This is a genomic window from Luteibacter pinisoli (assembly GCF_006385595.1).
GTDB classification, from domain to species: Bacteria; Pseudomonadota; Gammaproteobacteria; order Xanthomonadales; family Rhodanobacteraceae; genus Luteibacter; species Luteibacter pinisoli.
The window spans coordinates 4003124-4024698 of sequence record NZ_CP041046.1 but is presented as its reverse complement, the minus strand read 5'-3'; the positions used below and the strand labels follow the sequence as shown (position 1 = coordinate 4024698).

Annotated in this window: 20 protein-coding genes and 1 riboswitch; of the genes, 14 read left to right on the top strand and 6 right to left on the bottom strand. The window is 67.6% G+C overall.

Annotated features, from left to right (window positions below):
* Nucleotides 1-60: 60 nt before the first annotated feature.
* From FIV34_RS18250 to recG, 3 genes are read left to right on the top strand one after another with little or no spacing between them, the layout of a single operon-like run.
* On the top strand, nt 61-2217 hold the full coding sequence (locus tag FIV34_RS18250; RefSeq protein WP_139984934.1) for a RelA/SpoT family protein: 2157 nt from the start codon (nt 61-63) through the stop codon (nt 2215-2217).
* Between the two features lie 50 nt (nt 2218-2267).
* A complete protein-coding gene (locus tag FIV34_RS18245; protein ID WP_139984933.1) occupies nt 2268-2651 on the top strand; it encodes a RidA family protein in 384 nt (127 codons plus the stop codon).
* Nucleotides 2652-2667: 16 nt separating this feature from the next.
* Nucleotides 2668-4785, top strand: coding sequence for an ATP-dependent DNA helicase RecG (gene recG, locus FIV34_RS18240; protein WP_139984932.1), 2118 nt, complete (start codon nt 2668-2670; stop codon nt 4783-4785).
* A 6-nt stretch (nt 4786-4791) separates the two neighbouring features.
* Here recG and FIV34_RS18235 read toward each other — a convergent pair whose 3' ends face one another.
* The gene (locus FIV34_RS18235) at nt 4792-5763 is read right to left on the bottom strand and encodes a mitochondrial fission ELM1 family protein (RefSeq protein WP_246058672.1); all 972 of its coding nucleotides are present in this window, start codon (nt 5761-5763) and stop codon (nt 4792-4794) included.
* A gap of 135 nt (nt 5764-5898) precedes the next feature.
* On the opposite strand from FIV34_RS18235, the gene FIV34_RS18230 reads away from it, so the two are divergent.
* The 6 genes from FIV34_RS18230 to FIV34_RS18205 all read left to right on the top strand — a co-directional run bounded on the left by FIV34_RS18230 (nt 5899) and on the right by FIV34_RS18205 (nt 10693).
* On the top strand, nt 5899-6492 hold the full coding sequence (locus tag FIV34_RS18230) for a malonic semialdehyde reductase (protein ID WP_139984931.1): 594 nt from the start codon (nt 5899-5901) through the stop codon (nt 6490-6492).
* A 45-nt stretch (nt 6493-6537) separates the two neighbouring features.
* Complete coding sequence (locus tag FIV34_RS18225; protein ID WP_139984930.1) at nt 6538-7122, top strand: YceI family protein; 585 nt, start codon at nt 6538-6540, stop codon at nt 7120-7122.
* Between the two features lie 103 nt (nt 7123-7225).
* Nucleotides 7226-7432 carry a zinc-finger domain-containing protein gene (locus tag FIV34_RS18220; protein WP_139984929.1) on the top strand — a complete coding sequence of 69 codons (207 nt, stop codon included), beginning with the start codon at nt 7226-7228 and terminating at the stop codon, nt 7430-7432.
* A gap of 60 nt (nt 7433-7492) precedes the next feature.
* On the top strand, nt 7493-8632 hold the full coding sequence (locus FIV34_RS18215) for a glycosyltransferase (protein WP_139984928.1): 1140 nt from the start codon (nt 7493-7495) through the stop codon (nt 8630-8632).
* Complete coding sequence (locus FIV34_RS18210) at nt 8629-9909, top strand: O-antigen ligase family protein (RefSeq protein ID WP_139984927.1); 1281 nt, start codon at nt 8629-8631, stop codon at nt 9907-9909. Before FIV34_RS18215 ends, FIV34_RS18210 begins: the two co-directional genes overlap by 4 nt.
* Nucleotides 9899-10693, top strand: coding sequence for a glycosyltransferase family 2 protein (locus tag FIV34_RS18205; protein ID WP_139984926.1), 795 nt, complete (start codon nt 9899-9901; stop codon nt 10691-10693). Before FIV34_RS18210 ends, FIV34_RS18205 begins: the two co-directional genes overlap by 11 nt.
* Here the strand turns inward: FIV34_RS18205 and FIV34_RS18200 are convergent.
* The gene (locus tag FIV34_RS18200) at nt 10640-11554 is read right to left on the bottom strand and encodes a DUF535 family protein (RefSeq protein ID WP_139984925.1); all 915 of its coding nucleotides are present in this window, start codon (nt 11552-11554) and stop codon (nt 10640-10642) included. The genes FIV34_RS18205 and FIV34_RS18200 overlap by 54 nt on opposite strands.
* A gap of 140 nt (nt 11555-11694) precedes the next feature.
* On the bottom strand, nt 11695-12612 hold the full coding sequence (gene lpxL, locus FIV34_RS18195) for an LpxL/LpxP family Kdo(2)-lipid IV(A) lauroyl/palmitoleoyl acyltransferase (protein ID WP_139984924.1): 918 nt from the start codon (nt 12610-12612) through the stop codon (nt 11695-11697).
* A 79-nt stretch (nt 12613-12691) separates the two neighbouring features.
* On the opposite strand from lpxL, the gene waaA reads away from it, so the two are divergent.
* The gene (gene waaA, locus FIV34_RS18190; RefSeq protein ID WP_139986075.1) at nt 12692-13957 is read left to right on the top strand and encodes a lipid IV(A) 3-deoxy-D-manno-octulosonic acid transferase; all 1266 of its coding nucleotides are present in this window, start codon (nt 12692-12694) and stop codon (nt 13955-13957) included.
* Between the two features lie 7 nt (nt 13958-13964).
* Here waaA and FIV34_RS18185 read toward each other — a convergent pair whose 3' ends face one another.
* The 3 genes from FIV34_RS18185 to FIV34_RS18175 all read right to left on the bottom strand — a co-directional run bounded on the left by FIV34_RS18185 (nt 13965) and on the right by FIV34_RS18175 (nt 16823).
* On the bottom strand, nt 13965-14555 hold the full coding sequence (locus FIV34_RS18185) for a hypothetical protein (RefSeq protein WP_139984923.1): 591 nt from the start codon (nt 14553-14555) through the stop codon (nt 13965-13967).
* Nucleotides 14556-14749: 194 nt separating this feature from the next.
* A complete protein-coding gene (locus FIV34_RS18180; RefSeq protein ID WP_139984922.1) occupies nt 14750-16126 on the bottom strand; it encodes a TolC family outer membrane protein in 1377 nt (458 codons plus the stop codon).
* 37 nt (nt 16127-16163) lie between these two features.
* Complete coding sequence (locus tag FIV34_RS18175; RefSeq protein ID WP_139984921.1) at nt 16164-16823, bottom strand: protein-L-isoaspartate O-methyltransferase family protein; 660 nt, start codon at nt 16821-16823, stop codon at nt 16164-16166.
* A 361-nt stretch (nt 16824-17184) separates the two neighbouring features.
* Between FIV34_RS18175 and FIV34_RS18170 the strand changes: the two genes are divergently transcribed.
* From FIV34_RS18170 to FIV34_RS18155, 4 genes are all read left to right on the top strand, one after another.
* Nucleotides 17185-17841 carry a TetR/AcrR family transcriptional regulator gene (locus FIV34_RS18170; protein WP_139984920.1) on the top strand — a complete coding sequence of 219 codons (657 nt, stop codon included), beginning with the start codon at nt 17185-17187 and terminating at the stop codon, nt 17839-17841.
* A 34-nt stretch (nt 17842-17875) separates the two neighbouring features.
* Nucleotides 17876-17973: riboswitch (TPP riboswitch) on the top strand.
* A 71-nt stretch (nt 17974-18044) separates the two neighbouring features.
* The gene (gene thiC / locus FIV34_RS18165; protein ID WP_139984919.1) at nt 18045-19805 is read left to right on the top strand and encodes a phosphomethylpyrimidine synthase ThiC; all 1761 of its coding nucleotides are present in this window, start codon (nt 18045-18047) and stop codon (nt 19803-19805) included.
* A 114-nt stretch (nt 19806-19919) separates the two neighbouring features.
* Nucleotides 19920-20492: a ferritin-like domain-containing protein gene (locus FIV34_RS18160; RefSeq protein ID WP_139984918.1), complete on the top strand. Its 573-nt coding sequence runs from the start codon at nt 19920-19922 to the stop codon at nt 20490-20492.
* A 46-nt stretch (nt 20493-20538) separates the two neighbouring features.
* A complete protein-coding gene (locus tag FIV34_RS18155) occupies nt 20539-21555 on the top strand; it encodes a DUF2333 family protein (protein ID WP_139984917.1) in 1017 nt (338 codons plus the stop codon).
* The last annotated feature ends 20 nt before the right edge of the window (nt 21556-21575 follow it).

Here is a 21575-nt window from a genome sequence, read left to right as displayed (position 1 = left end):
GGCCGGGTCGCCTGAACCAGGGCGCGAGGCATTCCGATGGAAGTCATCCCCGCGAAAAAAATGACTGACGTCTCCGACGACACCCCGGTGCCCGCCTATGTGCAGGCGCTGGAAGATCGCGTGGGCGCGTACCTGCCCAAAGAACAGGTGATGCGCATCCGCCGCGCGTTCCTTGTCGGCGCGGTGGCGCACGAAGGGCAGACGCGTAAATCCGGCGAGCCGTACATCACGCATCCGGTCGCTGTCGCCCAGGTGCTCGCCGAGCTCGGCCTCGATGCCGAGACGATCATCGCGGCGATCCTGCACGACACCCTTGAAGACACCCAGCTCAGCCGCGAGGAACTCGCCGGCGCGTTTGGCGAAACCGTGGCCGAACTGGTCGACGGCGTCACCAAGCTCGACAAGATGCGTTTCTCCAGCCGTGCGGAAGCGGATGCGGAAAGTTTCCGGAAGATGCTGCTGGCCATGGCGCGCGACCTGCGCGTCATCCTCATCAAGCTCTCCGACCGCCTGCACAACATGCGCACGCTGGGCGCGAAAGATGGCGAATCGCGCCGCCGCATCGCGCGCGAAACGCTGGAGATCTACGCGCCCATCGCGCAGCGCCTGGGCATGAACAAGTTCAAGGCGGAACTCCAGGACCTCGGCTTCAAGGCCCTGTACCCGGACCGCCACCGGATCATCGGCGAGCGCATCCGCGCCGCGCTGGGCAACCGCCGCGAGGCCATGGCGAAGATCGAGATGGCGCTGGAAGGCCGCCTCGCCGCCGACAAGATCCCTGGCCGCGCCGTCAGCCGCATCAAGAGCGCGTGGAGCATCTATTCGAAGATGCGCAACGAGCACAAATCGTTCGCGCAGCTGATGGATGTGTACGGCTTCCGCGTGGTCACCGACTCGGCCATGCACTGCTACATGGCGCTGGGTTCGGTGCACGGCCTCTACAAGCCGGTGGACGCGCGCTTCAAGGATTTCATCGCCATTCCCAAGGGCAACGGCTACCAGTCGCTGCATACCGTGCTGCTCGGGCCGTTCGGCGCGCCGATCGAAATCCAGATCCGCACCTCGGAGATGGAATCCGTCGCCGAGCGTGGCGTCGCCGCGCACTGGGCGTACAAGACCGATTCGGGCCCGGCCAACAGCGCGCAGCTGCGTGCGCGCGAATGGCTCTCCAACCTGGCCGACAGCCAGGCGGGCACGCCGTCGGCCGCCGAGTTCCTGGAAAACGTCAAGATCGACCTGTTCCCGGATGAGGTCTATCTGTTCACGCCGCGCGGCGACATCTTTTCGCTGCCTCGCAACGCCACCGCGCTGGACTTCGCCTACGCCGTGCATACCGACGTGGGCGACCACGCCGTGGCCGCGCGCGTCGACAAGAAACTGGTGCCGTTGCGCACGCGCCTCATCTCCGGCCAGGTGGTGGAAATCATCACGGCACCGTCGGCCGTACCGAATCCGGCATGGCTGGAAGCGGTCGTCACCGGCAAGGCGCGTACGGCCATTCGCCAGTACCTGAAACACCTGCAGCACGAAGACGCCGTGGACTTCGGCCATCGCATGCTCGACCGCGCGCTCGATGCCCGCGGCCTCAGCCTCGATGCCATCCCGCCGCCGGTGCTCGATCGTTTCCTTGACGAAGCCAAGTTCAAGCGCCTCGAAGAGCTGCTCTCGGAAATCGCCCTCGGCAATCGCTTTGCCGACCAGGTGGCTGGCCAGCTGGTCGCGGTGATGGGCCCGCGCGATACGCATCCGCAGGCGCCCACCGAGCACCCGGTGGAGAAGATCCACATCACCGGTGCCGAGCGCGGCGTGCTCAGCTTCGGCAACTGCTGCCACCCCTTGCCGGGTGACGAGATCATCGGCTTCCTGTCGTCGGGCAAGGGCATCGTGGTGCATCGGGTGGAATGCCCGAACGTCGCCGAGTTCCGCAAGACGCCTGAGCGCATCGTCGCCATCGAGTGGGATCGCGATGTCACGGGCGATTACCGCGCCGAACTGCGCATCGAAGTGCTCAACCGCCCGGGCGTCCTCGCCACCGTGGCCGCGGCGATCGCCGATGCGGGCTCGAACATCGAAAACGTGGAATACATCGAGCGTGACAGCACCGCCGCCACGCTGCTGTTCGCCATCGAAGTGAAGGGCCGCAAGCACCTGGCTGACGTGATGCGCCGCGTGCGCCGCACCGGCGTGGTCAGCGGCGTTTACCGCCACCCGCTTTAACCCGGCGCGGCACCTCCGTAAACTCGGGGCTTCTCTTTCGAGGATTGCCCATGACCCGCAGCATCGTTGCCACCGACAAGGCCCCGGCGGCCATTGGCCCGTATTCGCAGGCCGTGCGCGCCGGCAATACCGTGTACTTCTCGGGCCAGATTCCGCTGGACCCGGCCACCGGCAACCTCGTCGATGGCGATATCACCGCGCAGACCCGCCGCGTGTTCGACAACCTCGTCGCCGTGGCCGAAGCCGCGGGTGGCAAGCTGGCCGATATCGTCCGCGTGGGCATCTATGTCACCGACCTGGGTAACTTCGCCGCGGTGAACGCCGTGATGGCCGAGTACTTCCAGCAGCCGTACCCGGCGCGTTCCACCATCGAAGTGTCGGGCCTGCCGAAGGGCGCCCACGTCGAAGTGGACGCCATCCTCGTCCTGCCGTAAGGCGCCTGCCGTCCCCGTGGCACGCAGCGCCGGCACCCCATCCGCCGCACCGCCGGCGGACCCTGGCCGCGCGCCGCTGACCACCCTCGGCGGCGTGGGGCCCGCGCTTGCCGAAACGCTCGGCAAGCTCGGCCTGCGCGAAGTGCAGGACCTCTGGTTCCACCTGCCGCTGCGTTACGAAGACCGCACCACGGTGATCCCCATCGGCGAACTGCGCCCCGGCGACCGCGCGCAGGTGGAAGGCACCGTGGATGTCGTCGAGCGCGGCTTCCGCTTTCGCCCGCAGCTGAAAGTGATCATCAGCGATGAGTCGGGCCGCGCCCTGTTGCTGCGCTTCTTCCACTTCCGCAAGGCGCAGGTGGAGCAGATGCAGAAAGGCACGCGCCTGCTCTGCTTCGGCGAAGTGCGCCAGGGACCGCAGGGCCTGGAGATCGTCCACCCGCAATACCAGCGCCTGGAAGACAGCGATGCGGTGGTGGTCGATGAGCGCCTCACCCCGGTGTACCCAACCACCGAAGGCCTGGGGCCGCGGCGCCTGGCCACGGTGATCGCCAAGGCCTTGCAGCACCTGCCGACGGACGATCGGCTTGAACTCATTCCGGAAGACGTCGGCCGCCCGCTCGGCCTCACCTCGCTGCGCGACGCGCTGCTCTACGTGCATCGCCCACCGCCGGACGTGGACCTGCGCCAGCTGGGCGAGGGTGCCCATCCCGCGCACAAGCGCCTCGCCTTCGAAGAACTGCTCACCCAGCACCTCACGCTGCGGCGCATGCGTGCGGCGGTGAAGGAGCGCAAGGCGCCCGCGCTGAAGAACGCCGGCCTGCTGCGCGAACGCCTGCTCGCCTCCTTGCCGTTCCAGCTCACCAAGGCGCAGGCGCGCGTCGCCGCTGAAGTGGGCAAGGATCTCGCCCGCGCCCATCCCATGCTGCGCCTCGTCCAGGGTGATGTCGGCAGCGGCAAGACCGTGGTCGCCGCGCTCGCCGCGCTGGCCGCTGTCGAAGGCGGCTACCAGGTGGCGCTCGTCGCCCCCACCGAACTGCTGGCCGAGCAGCACCTGCGCAACTTCCGCGCCTGGCTGGAGCCGCTGGGCCTGGATATCGAATGGCTCGCCGGCAAGGTGCAGGGCAAGGCTCGGCAGAGCGCGCTCGCACGCACGGCCAGTGGCGCCGCGCACGTCGTGGTGGGCACGCATGCGCTGATGCAGGAAGGCGTGGCCTTCGCCAAACTCGGCCTGGTCATCGTCGACGAACAGCACCGCTTTGGCGTGCACCAGCGCCTCGCCCTGCGCGACAAGGGTGCGGAAGGCGACATGATCCCGCACCAGCTCGTGCTCACCGCCACGCCGATCCCGCGCACGCTGGCGATGAGCGCGTACGCCGACCTCGACGTCTCCTCCATCGACGAACTGCCCCCCGGCCGCACGCCGGTGCAGACCGTGGCCATCTCCAGCGAACGCCGTTACGACGTGATGGAACGCATCCATGGCGCCTGCATGGAAGGCCGCCAGGTGTACTGGGTATGCACCCTGATCGAAGAGAACGAGCAGATGAACGCGCAGGCCGCCGAGGTGGCGCACGCCGAGCTCGTCGCCGGCCTGCCGGACCTCGCCGTGGGCCTGATCCACGGGCGCATGAAGCCCAAGGAAAAGCAGTCGGTGATGGATGCGTTCAAGCGCGGCGAGATCGCCGTGCTGGTTGCCACCACCGTCATCGAGGTGGGCGTGGACGTGCCCAACGCCAGCCTCATGGTCATCGAAAACAGTGAGCGCCTCGGGCTGGCGCAGTTGCACCAGCTGCGAGGCCGCGTCGGCCGTGGCGCCATCGCGTCCACCTGCGTGCTGCTTTACCAGACGCCGCTGTCCCGTCTGGCCCGCGAGCGCCTGCAGGTGATGCGCGAAACCAACGATGGTTTCCGCATCGCCGAGAAAGACCTTGAATTGCGCGGGCCGGGTGAAGTGCTTGGCACGCGGCAGACCGGCCAGCTGCAGTTCCGTATTGCCGACCTCGCCCGCGATGCGCACCTCATGCCGGATGTGCAGCGCGTGGCCGAGGCCATGATGCGTGACTACCCCGCGCGCTGCGAACAGCTGATCGCCCGCTGGGTTGGCGATGCCGCGCGCTACGTCGACGCCTGACGACGCTTAGCCCAGCCCCAGGTGTTCGCGCACCCGCTGGGCAACCCATTCGGTTTCACGAAGCACCGGCTGCACCGGCGGCGTGCTCGCGTCGATGTCGTGCAGGCGCCGGGTGGCGCGCAGTTCGGCGTGGAAGCGCTCGAGCTTGGCCGCCAGCGGCGCGCTGACCAGCGTATGCACCGGTCGCCCGGTGGCGCATGCCTCGGACAGCATGTTCACCGAATCGGCGGTGACCACCAGGCGGTCGGCCCAGCCGAGCACGCCGGGGTAGGGGTTCGGGTCTTCATCGCCGGGCGCCCAGACAAAGCCCGGCACGTCGTGGAACGCCTCGCGCACCATCGGTAGCAGGGCGGACGGCGTCCGTCGCGAGGCGACCACCAGCACCGAGCCGCCTTCATGGGCCTGGCGCCGCTTCACGGCCTCCAGCAGGGCGGCCAGTTCCGCCACATCCATGGGTGCACCGTGCCGGCCACCGCCGAGCAGCACGCCAAAGCGCGGCCCAGGCAGCTCGCCGAAGGTGGCGAACGCGTCGCGGGCGTCGGCCAGCCACGCATCGTCCACCGGGTTCAGCGAGCCGAGCGGGGTGAGCACGTTGTCGCCGTGCAGGTGGTCGTGCTTCGGCGCAACCACGAGGTCCCAATGGCGGGGCGCGATCCGCGGATCCAGGATCTGCACGGACAGGGCGCGGCCGTTCGACCACTGATGCACCTGCCGGGTCGCCCAGGCCGCCGAGCGGCCACAGCCAATCACCAGGGTGGGCCACGGCGGCTGCAGGCGATCGCGGTGCCGCGACAGCGCCAGGCGCGCGCCGGGCAGCAGCCGCGGGGCGAACCAGGACCACGGTGCCCTCAGGTCGACGACGAATTCGCGGATGGAGGGGGTGAGCGCTTCGGCCAGGGCCAGTGCCTGGCGCCGGTTGCCGGCGGCGCCGTCCGTCACCACCCAGCATGAACCCGCCGGCAGCCCGGGGGCACTCACGGCGACCCCATGCGTTGGATTGTTGTCGATTTCGACACAGTTCGTTCCTGCCAGACCGGTCCACGCGGCGGGCTACCCCGCTTACACTGTCGCCATGCCGGGTGGCCGGCGTCCGTTCACTGTACAAGGAATCCCATGAGTGCTCCGCTGTCCGACGCTTCGCTTGACCAGCTGTTCCGCCACGCCCGCACGTTCAACGCCTGGCAGGACAAGGAAGTAACCGATGAGCAGCTCGGCGAGCTCTACGACCTGGTGAAGATGGGCCCGACGTCCGCGAACTCCTCGCCGATGCGCCTCGTCTTCATCAAGTCGAAGGACGCCAAGGCGCGTCTCAAGCCGTTCCTTTCCGAGAACAATGCCGAAAAGACCATGGCCGCCCCGGTGACCGCCATCGTCGCCACGGATTTCGCCTTCTACGACCACCTGCCCAGGCTGTTCCCGCATGCCGATGCACGCAGCTGGTTCCTCGGCAACGAGCCGCTCATCCAGGCCACGGCCATGCGCAACAGCTCGCTGCAGGGCGCCTACCTGATCATGGCCGCCCGCGCGCTGGGCCTGGATTGCGGCCCGATGTCCGGCTACGACCAGGCCGGGCTGGACGCCGAGTTCTTCGCCGGTAGCCAGGTCAAGTCGAACTTCCTGGTCAACATCGGCTACGGCGATCCGGACAAGAACCTGTTCGGCCGCCTGCCGCGCCTCGCCTTCGACGAAGCGGCACAGATCCTCTAACCCGCTTTTTTTCAGCTGTACCCCAACCCACCGCAGGAGCTTCACATGCGCGCTCTCCGTTACGTCGCCCTCGCGGGCCTGATCGCCGCCGCTGGCACCGCCACCGCCGCCCCGGTCACCTACAACCTGGATCCGGGCCACACCATGGTCCTGTTCAGCTGGAACCACTTCGGCTTCTCCAACCCGACCGCCAACCTGGGCAGCGTCGACGGCAAGCTCGTCTACGACGAAAAAGACCCGACCAAGGCCACCGTCGAAGCCACCCTGCCGCTGTCCGGCCTGGACACCTTCGTGCCGAAGCTCGACGAGCACCTGAAGTCGGCTGACTTCCTGGATGCCGCCAAGTACCCGACCGTCACCTTCAAGAGCACCAAGGTCGCCACGGCGGGTAAGGGCAAGCTCAAGGTCACCGGTGACCTGACCGTCCACGGCGTGACCAAGCCGGTCACCCTCGACGTCACCCTGAACAAGATCGGCCCGCACCCGATGATGCATTCGCAGACCGTCGGCTTCGACGCCACGGCGACGATCAAGCGCTCGGACTTCGGCGTCGGCGCCTACGTGCCCAACGTCTCGGACGAGATCAAGATCCGCATCACCACCGAAGGCCACGACGCTTCGGCGAAATAAAAGCACGTCCCGTAACACCCCAAAGGGCGCCCGGCACAGCCGGGCGCCCTTTTTGCTACCATCGCCTCATCCCCGTATATCTGCATTACCCGGAGTTGTACCCATGCACGCCAATCCTGCGGCCGCGGCGCTTATCCCGGCGAATGCCGAAAACCTTTACCACGTGACCCGCAACGACCTTCCGCTGTCCTGTCCGATGCCGGGCATGTACCTGTGGAACTCGCACCCGCGCGTCTACCTGGCGATCGAAGACGAAGGCGGCCGGTCGAAGTGCTCGTACTGCGGTGCCACCTACGTACTAAAAGACTGACCGGCCCGGGCGGGCATCGAGTTCGCATCGCCCGCACATCCCTTACCACCGGACCGCGCCATGGCCACCGTCTTCCCACCCCGGACGATGACCGTTGTACAACTCGTACCCGCCCTTCATTCGGGCGGTGCCGAGCGCTCGACGCTGGAAATTGCCAAGGCGCTGGTCGATGCCGGGCACCGTTCCATCGTGGTCTCGGCCGGCGGGCGCCTCGTGGCGCAGCTGGAAGCGGAAGGCAGTGAGCACGTCACCCTGCCGATCGGCCGTAAATCCCTCGGTACCCTGTTCACGGTAGGCAAGCTGCGTCGCGTCCTGCGCGAGCTCAAGCCCGACATCGTGCATGCGCGCTCGCGCCTGCCGGCGTGGATCGGCTGGTGGGCCATGCGCGGGGTGAAGCCCCGGCCGCACTTCGTCACCACGGTGCACGGGCTGAACAGTCCCGGGCACTACAGCAGCATCCTGCTGCGTGGCGAGCGGGTCATCGTCGTTTCGCAGACGCTGCGCGACTACGTGCTGCGGCATTACCCGAACGACATTTCCACGGCGCGGATCGCCGTGGTGCCGCGCGGTATCGATACCGAGGCGTTCCCCTACGGCTATCGCCCGGACGATTCCTGGCAGCGCGCGTTCTTTGAAGAATTCCCTCAACTGGAAGGCGCGCCCCTGCTGACGCTGCCCGGCCGTGGCACGCGATTGAAGGGCCACGCCGACGGCATCGAGCTGATCGCCGACCTGCAAAGCCGCGCCATCGATGCGCGGCTGATCCTGCTCGGCGCCGATGAGCCGGGCAGGGAGGCTTACGTGGCCGAGCTGCGTGCGCTGATCAAGGAACGCGGGCTGGAAACCAAGGTGGCCATCTCGCCGGCGCGCGCCGATGTGCGCGACGTGTATGCCATCTCGAGCCTGGTGCTGCAGCTGTCCAAGCGCCCGGAGTCGTTCGGCCGTACCGTGGTCGAGGCCCTGGCCATGTGCCGCCCGGTGATGGGCTACGCCCACGGCGGTGTCGGCGAACTGCTTTCCGAACTCTATCCGGCCGGCCGCGTGCCGTTGAACGATCGTGAGCGGCTGGTGGAGCGCGCGGCCGAGCTGCTGCGCTTTGCGCCGCCGATCCCGCCGCCGCGCAGCTACCGCCTGATCGACATGCAATCGGCCACGCTGGCGCTTTACGCCGAAGTGGTCGAAGGCGTCGCCGCCGCGTGAGTGGCACCGGCCTGAAAGCCGCCCTGCGCGCCGGGCTGGCGTCGCCCCTGCTACCCGTCTGGCTCGTGCCGGCCCTGCTGCCGTTTGGCCGCAGCGCCGAGCTGGGCGTGTTCCTCTCGCTGGTTGGCGCGATCCTGTTGCTGGTGCGCGAGCCCCAGGCCATCCGCCACCACCCGGGGGCGAAGCTGTTCCTGTGGCTGTTCGCCGCGTATGCCGGCGCGGCCCTCGTCTCCGCCGTGGACGCCGTGGCGCCGGGCAAGACCTGGGGCACCGTTGCCGGCATCCTGCGTTTCGCCCCGCTGGGGATCTACACCTGTTTCGCCGTGCGCCGCCCGGCCAAGGTGCGCGCGCTCTACATGGCCACGGCCGTGGTGGTGGCCATCTGGGTGCTGGATGCCTGGGTGCAGGCGCTCACCGGCATCGGCCTGGCGGGGCACTCCAACGGCGAGCGCCTGTCTGGGATCTTCGGCTGCGATAACCTGAAGCTTGGCCCCGCCCTGTCTGCCTGTGCCCCGTTCCTGCTGTGGGCCGTGCGCGAGCGCTGGAATCGCTGGGCCCTGGTCGGCGCCTACCTGGTCACGCTGGGCCCGGTGTTGCTCGCCGGTTCGCGTGCGTCGTGGCTCTGCTACGGCATCGTCGGCGTGGCCTTCCTCTGGCGCGAAGCCGGCAGCGTGAAGCGCTTCCTTGCCGCCTGCGCCGCGGGCGGCGTGGTGCTGGCGCTGGTCGGCCTGCTGGCGTGGCAGGTATCGCCGCGCTTCCGCGAGCGCATCGCGCATACGGTGCCGGCGCTCAGCGGTACCTCGCAGGGCGTCGATGCCGCGCTGACCGGGCGCCTCGATATCTGGCATACCTCGTTGCGCCTCTATGCGGCACATCCCATCAACGGCGTGGGCGTACGCGGCTTCCGCGTGGCGTATCCCGCCTATGCCGCGCCGGGCGATCACTTCCTCACCCTGGAAAAGTGCGGTGACGGCGAAGGCGCCTGCCACGCCCACCAGGTGCTGCTCGAGGTGGCGACGGAAACCGGCACGCTGGGCCTGCTGGCCTGGCTGGCCGCCACGGTGTTCGCCGTGCGCATGTGGTGGCGCGCCGGCCCGGTGGCGCGCAAACGCGCCTTCCCGCCCACGGTGGCCCTGCTGGCCATCCTGTTCCCGCTGAACACGCACATGGCGTTCTACTCGGCGTGGTGGGGCCTGCTGGCCGCGTGGCTGCTGGCAGTGTGGTGCGCGGCCTTGTTTGCCGACCTGCCTGACGCGAGTCCGCGGCATGGCACGTGAGCCGCTCTCGGTCGTCATCACCACCTTCAACAACGCCGACACCATCGGTGCGTGCCTGGCCTCGGTCGCGTTCGCGGACGACATCGTGGTGCTGGATTCCGGCTCAGCCGACGCCACGCGCGATATCGCCGAGCAGGCGGGCGCCCGCGTCTACGTGCAGGCCTTCGCCGGCTACAGCGCGCAGAAGCAGATGGCGATCAACCTGGCGGTGAACCGCTGGGTGCTCCTGCTGGATTCGGATGAAACCCTGCCGCCCGACGCCGCGGCGCTCGTGCGTGGCGCGCTGGACGCCCCCTCCGCGGCAGGCTATGAAATGCTCCGGCGTGAATGGGTGTTCTGGCGCTGGCAGCCGGGCCGCGCGCGGCTCAATCATTACGTGCGCCTGTTCGATCGCGAGCGCGCGCGCATGAGTGGCCACGAAGTGCACGAGAGCGTGGTGGTGGATGGCCCGGTGCGCCGGCTCGACGCGATCATCGATCACCACGGCGAGCGCGACATCGAAGGCCGTGTCGACAAGGCCAATCGCTACTCGTCACTCCAGGTGCGCGACCGGCACACGCGCGAACCGCGCGCGCTGCGCCTGCGCATGGTCGCCTACCCGACGATCGCCTTTGTCCGCTTCTATGTCCTGCGCGGCCACTGGCGTGGCGGCTGGGCGGGCTTCATCGCCGCCCGCGTGCATGCCTTCTACGCGTTCCTCAAATACGCCAAGCTCTACGAGCGTCGCGTATCACGCCGCCACGGCGAGGGCCGGGCGGTGGAAGCCGAACGGCACCAGGATTAATTCGCACGCTTCGTGGCGCAGCGCCTCGCGGCGGCGAAATTCACTGCGGCGCTTGCTCTCCACCGAGGTTTCCAGGCGCACCGGCTCACGCGGCGGCAGGCGATAGAAGCCATGCTCCGCCGGGGTGCCACCGGCCTCGATCCAGAACGCGTCGTAGTCGGCCTTCACCTTGTCGGCGATGCCCGCGAACACGTGGCGGCCGTTGCCGACGCCAAGCACCTCGTCGATATCGAAGGCATCCGCCAGCGCACGCACCATCGACAGCAGCAGGTTCTTCGGGCGCAGGCCGTGGCATTGCTTCGTGAGCTCGCGCACGGCCTCGCGGCCGGCGTTGTTGGCCGCGCCCTGCAGGCAGCCAATCACGATGGTCCGGCCGCCGTTGATGATGGACAGCTGCGCGTAGGAAAGCTGCAGGCCCTCCTCGTTCGTCAGCGACAGGCTCAGTTCGCCCTCGCGGCCACGGCGGATCGGCGCCTTCACCAGCAACGAGAGCTTGCTGCCGTCGCGCAGGGTGAGCTTGCCGGCCAGTACCTGGCGCTCGCGATACAGCATGTGGAACAGCTCGCGCGGGAAGCGGGCCAGCGCGAATTCGTAGTGGTCGCGTACCGCGGCCAGGCGCTGCTCGGTGGTCCATGCCTTGCTGATGTAACGATGCTGGTAACGTTCCAGCAACACGCGGTCCACCTCGGTGAGACCGGCCATGGCGGGGGACTCGAGGAAGGCCAGCCATTCGTCGTGCGCGCGCCAGCGCTTCAGCGAGCGCCCGCAATAGGTCAGCACCGCGCCAAGCGCGTGCGAGCGGGTGCTGTGCCAGCCGGCGCGGCCATGTAACGAGCGCGCGAAACGAAGAAGCGACTGCATCGGGAAGGTCCGTTTCGTAGGGGAACGACGGACGTTCTACGCTGCGAATTTTTCATCGAACTTTCGCGACTTACCGCGATTCATCCGCCGTTGCCAGACAGAAAGCTACGGGAAAGTCCTGCGAAAGCTACGTTGCGCGATCAGTAGATTTTTGGCTCGCCGGGCGGTCGCGTCTTGAACCGCTTGTGCACCCAAAGGTATTGCTCGGGCGCTTCGCGCACCATCTGCTCGATCTGCGCGTTGACGCGCTCGGTGTCGAGCGTGGCGTCGTCGGAGGGGAAATCCTCCATGGGCGCGCCCAGGCGCAGGGCGTAGCCGGAGTCGTCGGGAAGGCGACGATGATGGAACGGGATGACCACGGCTTTCGACAGGCGCGCAAGGTGATGCGTCGCCGTGATGGTGGCCGCGCGCACGCCGAAGAACGAGGCGAACACGTTGTCCTTGCTGCGCATGTCCTGGTCCGGCGCGTACCACAGCGTGCCGCCGGACTTCAGGTACTTCACCGTGCCGCGGATGTCGTCCTTCTCGAACATGGCCGCCGCGTAGTGCAGGCGGGCGCGAAGCACGGCGAACTCGAACACATCCGAATCCATCCGCCGGTACATGCCGGCGATGCGGATGCGCTGCGATACCAGCCGTGCGCACAGTTCCAGGTTCGAGAAATGGCCGCCGACCAGCAGCACGCCGCGGCCGGCCGCGCGCGCCGCCTCCAGGTGCTCCAGGCCTTCGATGGTCACCGGGACGTTGGCGATGGCCTTGTCCGAGCCCATCCAGCCCAGCGCGAACTCGGCCAGCATCATGCCGACGTCGCACAGGTTGGCGCGCACGAGGGCTTTCTGCTCATCGGCGGACAGCGCGGGGAAACACAACGCGATGTTGGTGGCCGCGATGCGCCGGCGCTCCTTGTTCAGGTGCAGGGCCAGCCGGCCGGCCAGGCGGCCCAGCCCCATCAGCCAGCGGAACGGCAGGTGGGCCATCCCCCAGATCACGCCCACGCCGATCCACGCCGGCCACTGGCGTGGCGCGAGAAGGTGGCGGGTGAGGGTGGGGCGGGGCATTCCGGGCATGGCCGGGCATTGTAGCGGACCGGGGCGGCTATACTCCCCGGTCCACGTCAGCTCCGGGAAAAGCGTGTTCCTGCGCCTGCTCTACAACCTGGCCATGTACCTGTTCACGCCGCTGGTGATGCTGCGCCTGATGGCTCGTGGCATGCGCTATGGCGACTATCACGTGCGCTGGCGCGAGCGCTTTGGCACGTTCAGGGAGCCACGCCTGGCCGGTTGCCTGTGGGTGCATGCCGTCTCCGTGGGCGAGGTGAATGCCGCCGAGCCGCTGGTGAAGGCGCTGATGGAGGCCTATCCGGAGGCGCCGATGCTGGTCACCACGGTGACCCCGACCGGCTCCGAGCGCGTACGCCAGCTGTTCGGCACCTCGGTGCACAGCGTGTACCTGCCGTACGACCTGCCGTTCGCGGTGCGCCGGTTCCTGCGCAGCACGCGGCCGCGCCTGGCCGTGATCGTGGAAACCGAGATCTGGCCGAACCTGTATTTCGCCTGCCGCCGGCATGGCATCCCGCTGCTGATCGCCAATGCCCGCCTCTCGGAGCGTTCGCTGAAGGGCTACGCGCGGATGAGCTCGCTGGTGCGCCGCGCCCTGCGTTGCGTGAGCCATATCGCCGCGCAGTCACGCACGGATGCAGCCCGTTATCGCCTGCTGGGCGCGGAGCCGTCGCAGCTCACCGTCTGCGGCAACCTGAAATTCGATATGCCCGTGCCCGACGCGGCCCGTGAGGGCGGCCTGGCCATGCGTGAGGCCTGGGGAGCCGGCCGGCCGGTGTGGATCGCGGCGAGCACGCACGAAGGCGAAGAGATGTGTGTGTTCGAAGCACACACCGAGGTGATGCGGCGCCTGCCGGATGCCCTGTTGCTCATTGCCCCGCGCCACCCGGAACGCTTCAAGGCGGTCGAGTCGTCGGTGCGCAGCCTTGGCTTCAACGTCGCCACGCGCAGCGCGGACCGCTTGCCCGGGCACGCCACGCAGTGTTTCGTCATCGATTCGATGGGCGAGCTGCTGCGCTTCTTCGCCGCCGCGGACGTCGCCTTCGTCGGCGGTAGCCTGGTCTCGATCGGCGGCCACAACGTGCTCGAGCCCGCCGCGCTGGGCAAGCCGGTGCTGGTCGGCCCGTACACCTACAACTTCGAAGAGATCACCCAGGCCCTGCTCGACGAGCACGGCGGCCACCGGGTGAAGGACGGCACGGAGCTGGGTGCCGAAGTGCTCGCGCTACTGCGCGATGAAACGCGTCGCGAGGCCATGGGCCACGCGGCGCGCCAGGTCTTCGAAAGCGAACGCGGTTCCGTCGGCAAGGTGATGAAGCTGGTCGACACCCTGCTCCAGGAATAAGCGCCGCTTAGTCGGCCTTGCAGGCGAAGCGCGCATGGACCCCGGCCCGGCCCGCCGCATCGGGCTGGCCGACATCGAAGCTCGCGAACAGGATGCGGCGGCGGGCATCGGCGCAGGTGCGATGCATCTTCGCGGCGACGGCCTCGTAGGTGGCGCGCGCGGGGCCGCGCGTCCAGATCAGTGCCCCATCGGGGGACTGCGCATCGCCCATCGGGTTGAGCATGGCCGGGTCCGCCTGGCCGCCCGCTGCGGCAGCGCCGGCCGCGGCGGCCGCGTCGTCGAGCCGGCAGGTGGCGTAGGCATGCATGCTCCGGGCGTTCTCCATGGAATCGAACTGCGGGCGCTTGTAGCCGTCGCGGTATTCGACGAGGTACCCGCTGCGCTGGCCGCACGTGGCGAGGGCCTGCTTCCACAGCGATTCGGCGAGGCGCGCATCGTCCCCGTGCGGCGGGCCCTTTTGCAGGATGTCGAACTCGAAGGCGGTGACCGGCGGCATGTCCGTCACCCGCGGCGGCCGGGCCTGCGGGCTGTTGCCAGCGGCGTACGACGCGGTGGCGACGCCGAACAGGGTGAAGGCGAAGGCAGTAACTCGAAGCATGGTTCGTCCTTGAAGAGGCCGGCGGGTTGCCGGCTGACGAAGCATGAGGATGTCGGGGCGACGCGGGTATCGGCGTGGAGCGCGGATGGATGAGAGGGTTTGCCTACACGCCTCGGGTGACGCCTGACGTGCAGGCAAAAGAAAAGCGGGCCATCGGGCCCGCTTTCCTGTCGTGCTGTGTATCCGACGTGCGCTTACTGGAGCAGCGAGTTGACGGCTTCCAGGTCCTTCACGTCCACCGTGCCAGCGGTCTGCTTCAGCAGCAGCTTGTCCAGCACGAACTGGTGGCGGGCCTGCGAGTAGTCGCTGAGCGCCGAGGTGAGGTTCTGCTGCGCGATCAGCACGTCGACGATGGTGCGCGTACCGACTTCGAAGCCGGCCTGCGTGGCGTCGCGCGCGCTCTCGGCGGACTCGACGGCGGCCTTGGTGGCTTCCACCTTGCTGATGCCGGCGACGACCGAACGGTAGTAGTTCAGCGTGTCACGCACCACCTGGCGGCGGGTGGATTCCAGCGAATCCTGCGCCGCATCGCGCTGGTAGATCGACTGGCGGACGCGCGACTGCGTGGCACCGCCCGAGAAGATGGGCACGTCCAGCGTCAGGCCCACCGAGGTGGAGCCGCGGCCGTTCGAGCCCAGCGTGCCGGAGCTCTGGGAGACGCCAGCGTTCTGGTTCCACTGCGTCGCCTTGCTGTAGCCCAGCGTCGCATTGATGGTCGGCAGGTGGCCGGCGCGTGCGGACGAGATGCTGTGTTCGGCGGAATCGACGTTGTACTGCGCGGCGATGATCGTCGGGCTGGTCTTGACGGCTTCCGCCACCCAGGCCTGGGCATCGTTCGGGGTCGGGGGATCCATCGGCAGCTGCTCGCGCAGCTTCTTCAGGTTATCCGCCGGCTGGCCGGTGATCTGGGTGAGGGCCTCGCGCGAATCCGAGAGCGTGTTTTCCGCGGTGATCACCTGGGCCACGGCCGTGTCGTGCTGGGCCTTGGCGTCCTGCACGTCGGTGATGGCCGACAGGCCAACGTCGAAACGCTGCTGCGCCTGCTCCAGCTGACGGGCCAGGGCCTGCTCGTTCGCCTTCTGGAACGTGAGGGCGTCGTCGTTGGTCAGCACCTGGAAGTAGGCGGTGGCCACGCGCGTCGACAGCTGCTGCAGCGCGGCGTCGTACGTGGCGTTCTGCGAATCCGCCGAGGAGCGGGCCGCCTTCAGGTCGGCGTACTTGCTGAAGTCGACGACGCTTTGGCTGACCGTGGCGCTGGTCGAGCGCGTGCGGCTGTGGCCGATGTCGCCGGTGAAACCGGTGATGGTGGTGCCGTCGGCGCCGTAGATCGGCTCGCGGGTCGGGCCGTTCGGGTCGGTCTGCACCAGGCTGAGCTGGGCGCTCACCTGCGGCAGCAACAGCGCGCGGGCCTGCGTGACGCCCTCACCGGTGGCGAGGCGGGTGGAATCGGCCTGCGACAGCACCGGGTCGTTGGCACGGGCCTGGCGGTACGCATCGAGCAGGTCTTCCGCATGGCTGGCGAACGGTGTCGCTGCCAGTGCCAGCGCGACGGTGAGGAGCTTCAAGCGCATGGTTTCGCCTCGTGGGTGATGGGGGGATCTTTAAAAGTCAGAGCACGAAGCGCTTCACCGGCGCGGCATGCGCCAGGTAGGGAAGGTCCGTTTCAAACAACGATTCCTCGCGGTAGCGGCCCTCGCCCTCATGGGTAAGGAGCACCGCGGTCTGGGCCGGCGAATCGCCGCGCACCACGAACATGCGGCCGCCCGGCTTCAGCCAGCGGACGAAGGTCTCGGGAATCGCGTGCACCGCACCGGTGACCACGACGACGTCGAAAACGCCCGCGGGCGTGTAACCGTTGACGGCTTCGGCCACGGCCAGGGTGGCGTTGGTGACGCCGGCGGCCGCGAGGCGCTGGCGGGCGGCCTCCACGAAATCGGCGTGCATGTCGATGCTGGTGACCTTGCCGGCCAGGTTGGCCAGGCAGGCGGTGAGGTAGCCCGAACCGGTACCGATCTCGAGGACCTCGTCGGTCTTGTTCAGGGCCACGGCCTGCAGCACACGGCCTTCGATCACCGGCTTCATCATGACCTCGTCATGCCCCAGGGGCAGGTTCAGGTCCGCGAAAGCGACGTTGCGGTGGGCCGGAGCCACGAAATCCTCGCGGCGCACTGCCTTCAGGGTGTCGAGTACCGAGTACTCAAGCACTTCCCAGGGGCGAACCTGGTTCTCGACCATGTTCTGGCGGGCCTGCTCGAAATTCATCGCCATGGTGTTCAATCCCGTACGAAAAGCTGAAAAAAGGTTCGAAAGGATAAGCGGTTAGAGGCCGATTTCCCAATGTGCAAAGGCTGCGGTGCCGGGGGATTCCGGCGAAGTGCCGGAAGTCACCAGCCGGGGCTGACGCTCGTCATGCCCCCCGGGGCTTGCCTCCCGCCGCCTGAATGGCCGGTGGGGACAGGGCCGGGCAACCATGGAGACCGCACGAGGCGCCCCCACTTTATTCTAAGGTAGGACAGCGGTTACCTCTTGATCCGGCTTGATCTCGCGCCAAAAAGATGCGCACGACGCTGGAAATAACTAAACCGCTGCGTATAATAAAGTCATAACTTTTGTTTGTGAAGGTGCACCCATGAACGCGAGCCCGAAAATCAAGACGCAAGGCCCCGGGCGACCGAAGGACATGGAGAAGCGTGCGGCCATCCTGGACGCCGCCAAGGCGCTGTTCACCCAGGGCGGCTTCGGTGGCACCAGCATGGACGCGGTCGCGGCCTCCGCCGGTGTCTCCAAGCTCACCGTTTACAGCCATTTCGGCGACAAGGACAACCTCTTCCGCGAGGTCATCCGCGCCCACGTACAGGAACGCCTGCCGGACGACCTGTTCGACGCCAGCGCCGGCGCCGATATCCGCGCCACGCTGACGGCTATCGCCGGCCGCCACGCGGCGATGGAAACCAATACGGAATCCGTCGGCACCTTCCGCGCCATCCTTTCCGACTGCCAGTCCAGCGGTAACCCCCGCTTTGGCCGCCTGGTCTGGGAAGAGGGCCCGGTGCGCATGCACAAGCTGATGAGCCGCCTGCTCGGCGACGCCGTGGAACGCGGCCAGCTCGATATCCCGGACGTCAGCCGCGCCACCACGCAGTTCCTGGCCCTGCTCAAGGGCGACCTCCTGTTGCGCCGCCTGTTTGGCTGCGAAGACTGCGCCGTGCAGTTCGGCGAGGAAGTGAAGGCCAACGCCCTGGCCGCGGTCGAGATGTTCATGCGCGCCTACGAGCCGCGCGGGTAACGCTCGCCTTCCCATCCGCTTCGTGCTTGAATCGGCCCCGAAGCGGGGGTGCCAGCGCAATGCGCGGGCTGAGAGAGTCCCTTTGAACCTGATCCGGTCAGTACCGGCGTAGGAAGCTTTGTCCACGGAAGCCGTGCGCCTTGTGCGCGCCCGGCCGCCGTGGCGGCGCGTCCGCTTCTCCCTCCTCCAGAGCCGAGAAGCCGATGAATGCCATGTCCCCCGAGCTCGTACGCGCCGCCCGCGAGCTGTCCTCCTCCGTCACCGTACCCATCCCCGGCTCACGCAAGATCCACGTGACCGGCAGCCGTGCCGACCTGCGCGTGCCCATGCGGGCGATCGCCCAGGCGCCGACGCCCACCCTGTTCGGTGGCGAGACCAACCCGCCGGTGGTCGTCTATGACACCTCCGGGCCCTACACGGACCCCGACCACCCCGTGGACCTCGCTGCCGGGCTGCCCCCGCTGCGGGCCGCCTGGGTGGCGGAGCGCGGCGATGTCGTCCGGCTGGACGGCCTGACGTCCACCTTTGGCCGGGCCCGGGCGGTGGACGAGCGCCTCGATGCCATCCGCTTCCCGGCCCCCCGCGTGCCCCTGCGCGCCATGCGCGGCGCCACGGTCACCCAGATGCACTACGCCCGCCGGGGCATCGTCACCCCCGAGATGGAGTTCATCGCGCTGCGCGAGAACCTCCCCGCCGAATTCATTCGCGACGAGGTGGCCCGCGGCCGCGCCATCATCCCGGCCAACATCAACCACCCCGAAGCCGAGCCGATGATCATTGGCCGGCGTTTCCTGACCAAGGTGAACGCCAACATCGGCAACAGCGCGGTGAGCTCGGGCATCGCCGAAGAGGTGGAGAAGCTGGTCTGGGCGATCCGCTGGGGCGCCGATACGGTGATGGACCTTTCCACCGGCAAGCACATCCACGAAACCCGCGAATGGATCCTCCGCAATGCGCCGGTGCCGGTCGGCACGGTGCCGATCTACCAGGCCCTCGAGAAGGTCGGCGGCGTGGCCGAGGAGCTCACCTGGGAGATCTTCCGCGACACCCTGGTGGAGCAGGCGGAGCAGGGCGTGGACTACTTCACCATCCATGCCGGCGTGCTGCTGCGCTACGTGCCGCTGACGGCGGGCCGCGTCACCGGCATCGTCTCGCGCGGCGGTTCCATCATGGCCAAATGGTGCCTGGCCCATCACCGCGAGAACTTCCTCTACACGCACTTCGAGGAGATCTGCGAGCTGATGCAGGCCTACGACGTATCGTTCAGCCTCGGCGACGGCCTGCGCCCCGGCTGCATCGCGGATGCCAACGACGCGGCGCAGTTCGGCGAGCTCGACACGCTGGGCGAGCTGACGAAACTGGCCTGGAAACACGACGTGCAATGCATGGTGGAAGGCCCCGGCCACGTGCCCATGCATCTCATCAAGGAGAACATGGACCGCCAGCTGGCCGTCTGCCACGAGGCGCCGTTCTACACGCTGGGGCCGCTCACCACGGATATCGCGCCGGGTTACGACCACATCACCAGCGCGATCGGCGCGGCCATGATCGGCTGGTTCGGCACGGCGATGCTCTGCTACGTCACCCCGAAAGAACACCTTGGGCTGCCCGACCGCCAGGACGTCCGCGACGGCATGATCGCCTACAAGATCGCCGCGCATGCCGCCGACCTCGCCAAGGGCCACCCCGGTGCGCAGCGGCGCGATAACGCGCTGTCGAAGGCGCGCTTCGAGTTCCGCTGGGACGACCAGTTCAACCTGGGCCTCGATCCGGAAAAGGCCCGCGAGATGCACGACGCCACGCTGCCGAAGGACGCCCACAAAAGCGCGCACTTCTGCTCCATGTGCGGGCCGAAATTCTGCTCGATGAAGATCACCCAGGACGTGCGCGAATACGCCGCGGGAATGGACGCCAAGGCGCTCGAATTCCGCGCCCAGGGCAGCGAGGTGTACCCGAAGGCGTAAGCGGGGACGGGGTGGTTCGCAATGAGTCGCATTCGGCGCGTCCTTCACCCCGTTTTTTCGGGATCGGCCCTACCGTCAGGCCCCTACCCAACTCCCGCATCCGGAGCACAGGCAATGGCCAGCAAGAAACCGTTCGTCAGCGATATTGAGAACATCCGCAAGCGCGCCCGCGAGCACATCGACAAGGGCGCCATCACCGCGGGGTATCGCGCCGACCGCGAAACGGTGATCAAACTGCTCAACGAAGCGCTCGCCACCGAGATCGTCTGCGTGCTGCGCTACAAGTACCACTACTACATGGCGCCGGGCATCCACTCGCAGAGCGTGAAGGCCGAATTCCTGGAACACGCCAACCAGGAACAGGCGCACGCGGACCGCATTGCCGAGCGCATCACCCAGCTCGACGGCACGCCCAATTTCAACCCGGAAGGCCTGCTTTCACGCAGTCACGCGGATTACGTCGAAGGCGTGGACCTGGTCGACATGATCAAGGAAGACCTGGTCGCCGAGCGCATCGCCATCGACAGCTATCGCGAGATCGTCAGCTACATCGGCGATGACGATCCGACCACCCGGCGCATCATGGAAGACATCCTGGCGCAGGAAGAAGAACACGCCGAGGACATGGCCACCCTGCTCGAAAACCTCGGCAAGAAGGGCGAGCCGGCGGCACCCTCGAAGCACTGATTAGGTAAGCTGGGGGCACCGCTCGCACTCGTCGGAAAGGATCATCATGAACGCGACCGCTGCCCCCGCCGCTCCCCGCAGGCGCCGCTCCCTCAGCCTGCTCATCGCCGTGCCCCTGGCGCTGCTCATCCTCCTGGTCCTCATCCTCATGTGGTGGTGGGACAAGGAGCCGGAGCAGTTCGACCCGGTGCAGGTGACCACCGCGCACATGAAGGACATCGGCCGGCCCATGAGCACGGGCGCCGTCACCACCTACACGCTGATGCGCTCGGTGGATACGCTGATGGACAAGCGCGGCGGCTACCTCACCAACGACAAGCTGCCGCCCGGGGTGTTCATGGACAACATCCCCAACTGGGAATTCGGTTCGCTCACCGCGTCGCGTGACCTGGCCCGCGCCCTGCGCAACGACTTCAGCCGCTCGCAGACCCAGTCCACCGAGGACAAGTCGCTCGGCGAGGCCGATCCGCTGCTCAATAGCCCGAACGACCGCTGGCTGTTTCCCAGTTCCGAATCGCAGTACGGCAAGGCGGTGGACGACCTCGGCGATTACCTTGGCCGCCTAAGCGATGCCGAGGACGGCAACGCGCACTTCTACGCCCGCGCTGACAACCTCGCGGACTACCTGCAGACCGTATCGGCCCGTCTTGGCTCGCTGTCGCAGCGGCTGTCGGCCAGCGTCGGCCAGCTGAAGGTGGACGCGGCGCCGAACGCCGACGTGGCGGGTACCGCCAAGCCGGCCAAGGCCGTCTACGTGAAGACGCCCTGGAACAAGATCGACGACAACTTCTACGAGGCGCGCGGCTACACCTGGGCGCTGCTGGAGCAGCTGAAGGCCATCCGGCACGACTTCGCGCCGATCCTGCGCAGCAAGAACGCGGATGCCAGCCTCGAGCAGGTGATCCGTGAGCTGGAGGAATCGCAGAAGTCGCTGGGCAGCCCGGTGGTGCTCAATGGCTCGCCGTTCGGCTTCTTTGCCAACCACTCGCTGGTGATGGCGAACTACATCTCGCGGGCGAATGCCGCGATCATCGACCTGCGCACCCTGCTGGGCCGCGGTTAAAAAAAAAGGGCCCGCTTCGC

Bases quoted from the DNA above. Each gene is read 5' to 3' on its own strand.
- FIV34_RS18160 (WP_139984918.1), top strand. From the start codon at position 19,920: ATGGCCAGCAAGAAACCGTTCGTCAGCGATATTGAGAACATCCGCAAG.
- FIV34_RS18225 (WP_139984930.1), top strand. From the start codon at position 6,538: ATGCGCGCTCTCCGTTACGTCGCCCTCGCGGGCCTGATCGCCGCCGCT.
- thiC (WP_139984919.1), top strand. From the start codon at position 18,045: ATGAATGCCATGTCCCCCGAGCTCGTACGCGCCGCCCGCGAGCTGTCC.
- FIV34_RS18175 (WP_139984921.1), bottom strand. From the start codon at position 16,823: ATGGCGATGAATTTCGAGCAGGCCCGCCAGAACATGGTCGAGAACCAG.
- FIV34_RS18230 (WP_139984931.1), top strand. From the start codon at position 5,899: ATGAGTGCTCCGCTGTCCGACGCTTCGCTTGACCAGCTGTTCCGCCAC.
- FIV34_RS18185 (WP_139984923.1), bottom strand. From the start codon at position 14,555: ATGCTTCGAGTTACTGCCTTCGCCTTCACCCTGTTCGGCGTCGCCACC.
- FIV34_RS18200 (WP_139984925.1), bottom strand. From the start codon at position 11,554: ATGCAGTCGCTTCTTCGTTTCGCGCGCTCGTTACATGGCCGCGCCGGC.
- FIV34_RS18215 (WP_139984928.1), top strand. From the start codon at position 7,493: ATGGCCACCGTCTTCCCACCCCGGACGATGACCGTTGTACAACTCGTA.
- FIV34_RS18180 (WP_139984922.1), bottom strand. From the start codon at position 16,126: ATGCGCTTGAAGCTCCTCACCGTCGCGCTGGCACTGGCAGCGACACCG.
- FIV34_RS18220 (WP_139984929.1), top strand. From the start codon at position 7,226: ATGCACGCCAATCCTGCGGCCGCGGCGCTTATCCCGGCGAATGCCGAA.
- FIV34_RS18155 (WP_139984917.1), top strand. From the start codon at position 20,539: ATGAACGCGACCGCTGCCCCCGCCGCTCCCCGCAGGCGCCGCTCCCTC.
- FIV34_RS18250 (WP_139984934.1), top strand. From the start codon at position 61: ATGACTGACGTCTCCGACGACACCCCGGTGCCCGCCTATGTGCAGGCG.
- FIV34_RS18170 (WP_139984920.1), top strand. From the start codon at position 17,185: ATGAACGCGAGCCCGAAAATCAAGACGCAAGGCCCCGGGCGACCGAAG.
- FIV34_RS18205 (WP_139984926.1), top strand. From the start codon at position 9,899: ATGGCACGTGAGCCGCTCTCGGTCGTCATCACCACCTTCAACAACGCC.
- FIV34_RS18245 (WP_139984933.1), top strand. From the start codon at position 2,268: ATGACCCGCAGCATCGTTGCCACCGACAAGGCCCCGGCGGCCATTGGC.
- lpxL (WP_139984924.1), bottom strand. From the start codon at position 12,612: ATGCCCCGCCCCACCCTCACCCGCCACCTTCTCGCGCCACGCCAGTGG.